We start from the raw sequence: 2841 nt of genomic DNA, 5'->3' as shown, positions 1-2841 counted from the left end.
GCACGCCGTGATCCTGCACGAGCGCGAAGCCCTGCATGCGCAGCGCCGACTGCAGCGTCTTCAGCGCCTGGTCTTCCGGCACCGGCCGTTCTGCCACGAGATTGAGCTGCCCCTTCACGCGGGGGTCGACGATGATGGTCTTGCCGGTTGCGGCGCCAATCGCCTTGGCGACCTGGTCGATATCCGCATTCACGAAATTGAGCGTGACCTGAGCGTAGGCGGCCTGCGAGACGATGATGCCGGCGACCATCAGCGTCGTGGCGATGCGCCGCATAACGAAGCGATTTCTTGTCATGGATGAATGGGTCGATGCCGGCTCAGGCCACTTCCGGCGGTAGTGCTGGGATCCAGGTCCTAAAGGCGCGACATTAGCAGTTTTTCATGTCCGAAATATCACATTGATCCGAGGACTGTCTCACATACGACATGTATCCGGCACACCGTATGCAATATGTAAGGCTTCGGCAATGCCTCGTCATTCCGGCATCCGCCGTCATTTTGCGATGACTCGACACGAAAATGCGGTATAAACGGGCTGCCGCCTTTCGCCTGTCGCCGCATGACGGACTGTCTGTATGATACGGGCGGCGCGTTTCCAGTCGTACGAATAAGAAACACGGGTTTTCCCGATCCTTGCGTCATTTCCTTTTCGTTTCCGCAACATGAACAGACGGTTTGCTTCGATCGCGTTGATCGCCGCCGGCGCGTGGTTCGCCTGCGGAAACGCTCGCGCGGATTGTTTCGACGAGGCCGCCCGGTACCAGAAGGTCAATCCGCTGATCCTGCGCGCGATCGCGTGGCAGGAGTCGCGCAACCGGCCCGACGCGCTTAACAAGAACACGAACGGCTCGGTCGACTACGGCCTGATGCAGATCAATTCGATCCACCTGCCGACGCTGTCGCGCTACGGCATCGGCCGCGACACGCTGATGCAGCCGTGCAAGAACGTCTACATCGCCGCGTGGCATCTGCGCCAGAAGATGAATCGCTACGGCAATACTTGGCAGGCCGTCGGCGCTTATCATTCCGAAACGCCGTCGCTGCGCGACAAGTACGCGCGGCAGATTGCGGCGATCCTGGCCCAGTGGAAGCTGTTGCCGCCCGAGCAGTGACGCGGCGCCGCAGCGCCGGCTGGTGCCATGCCGCTCGACCGGCGCGCGTTTGATGCACAATGCGAATCTCACGCCGCGGTTTCGATCGGCTCCGGGCGACCGGCTGCGGGCGACCGGCTGCGGGCGACCGGCTCCGGGCGACCGGCTCCGGGCCGATCGCGCCCCGCCAGGGCGCCGCGGCCGCTTTTCCCTCTTTTCCGTTGGTGCAAATCGTTATGAATCCGGCAATGATGAACCAGCCGTTGCCCGTCACCGTGCTGTCCGGTTTCCTCGGCGCCGGCAAGACCACGCTGCTCAATCACATCCTCGCGAACCGCGCGGGCCTGAAAGTCGCCGTGATCGTCAACGATCTCGCGGCGGTCAACATCGACGCGTCGCTCGTGCGCGATGCGCAGGCGCTGTCGCACGTCGAGGAGCGCCTCGTCGAGATGTCGAACGGCTGCATCTGCTGCACGCTGCGTGACGACCTGCTCGTCGAGATCCGCAATCTCGCGGCGGAGGGCCGCTTCGATGCGATCGTGATCGAATCGACCGGCATCGCGGAGCCGATGCCGATCGCCGAAACCTTCACGTTCGTCGACGACGACGGCACGTCGCTGTCGAGCGTCGCGCGGCTCGACACGCTCATCACCGTGGTCGACGCCTACAACTTCCTGCGCGACTACGGCTCCGACGACGCGCTCGCGACGCGCGGCATCGCCGCATCGGACGAAGACGATCGCACGCTCGTCGAGTTGCTGATCGAGCAGATCGAATTCTGCGACGTGCTGGTGATCAACAAGGCCGACCTCGTCGGCGCGGACGAACTCGCACGCCTGCAGCACATCCTGGCACGCCTCAACCCGCGCGCGCACCAGGTCGTGTCGACGTTCGGCAACGTGCCGCTCGACGAAGTGCTGAACACCGGCCGCTTCGATTTCGACGAAGCCGCGAACGCGCCGGGCTGGCTCGCATCGCTCGATCATGAGCACGCGCACGGCGACGACCACGATCCGCATCACGGGCACGTGCACGGCGAAGCGGACGAATTCGGCATCGGCAATTTTGTTTACCGCGCGCGCCGGCCGTTTCATCCGGCACGCCTCTGGGCACTGCTGCATCGGGAGTGGCCGGGCGTGTTGCGCAGCAAGGGCTTCTTCTGGCTCGCGACGCGCAACGACATCGCGGGTTCGCTGTCGCAGGCGGGCGGCGTGTGCCGGCACGGCCCCGCAGGCCTCTGGTGGGCCGCGCAGGATCGCGCGGAATGGCCGGACGACGACGAGTTGCTCGCCGAAATTCGCACGGAGTGGCAGGGCGATCTCGACGACCGCTCGGTCGGCGATCGCCGTCAGGAACTCGTGCTGATCGGCATCGGGCTCGATGCCGACGCATGGCGCGCGAAACTCGATGCGTGCTTGCTCACCGATGCGGAATTCGCGCTCGGCGCGGCGCAATGGAGCGCGTTCGACGATCCGTTCCCGGCATGGGACGTCGATGCACACGACGACGACGATCCCGACGCGCAGATCGTCCACGCGTAACGCACGGTAAAAAACGAGCGGCGAAAGGCAACCGTTAAATCTTGCAAGAGTGGCGCGAACTGTGGCGAAAATGCCGCGCGCGCCCAACAAAATCTATGGTCAGCCCGATTTTTGCAAGCGAGGCAGTGTTGACCTAAAGTGGACTTGCTCGAATCTATCCGGGGTCGTGGATGGGAAAGATCCCGCCCCATGATGGGAGCCGCACCGGA

2 protein-coding genes and 1 pseudogene are annotated in these 2841 nt (G+C 63.9%); 2 read left to right on the top strand and 1 reads right to left on the bottom strand.

The genetic code is table 11. The features are described from left to right. A pseudogene (locus HW466_RS30870) lies at window positions 1-295 on the bottom strand (type II secretion system secretin GspD); the annotation flags it as partial. A gap of 367 nt (window positions 296-662) precedes the next feature. Between HW466_RS30870 and HW466_RS30865 the strand changes: the two are divergent. Both HW466_RS30865 and HW466_RS30860 read left to right on the top strand, forming a co-directional pair. Next, window positions 663-1112 (top strand): lytic transglycosylase domain-containing protein, encoded by a 450-nt coding sequence (locus HW466_RS30865; RefSeq protein WP_059505617.1) that lies wholly within the window; start codon window positions 663-665, stop codon window positions 1110-1112. A gap of 215 nt (window positions 1113-1327) precedes the next feature. Then, window positions 1328-2632 (top strand): GTP-binding protein, encoded by a 1305-nt coding sequence (locus HW466_RS30860; RefSeq protein ID WP_151006673.1) that lies wholly within the window; start codon window positions 1328-1330, stop codon window positions 2630-2632. The last annotated feature ends 209 nt before the right edge of the window (window positions 2633-2841 follow it).

Source organism: Burkholderia territorii (genome assembly GCF_902833055.1).
GTDB lineage: Bacteria > Pseudomonadota > Gammaproteobacteria > Burkholderiales > Burkholderiaceae > Burkholderia > Burkholderia territorii.
Note: the sequence above shows the minus strand (reverse complement) of the source record. Positions and strands in the feature narration are given on the sequence as shown.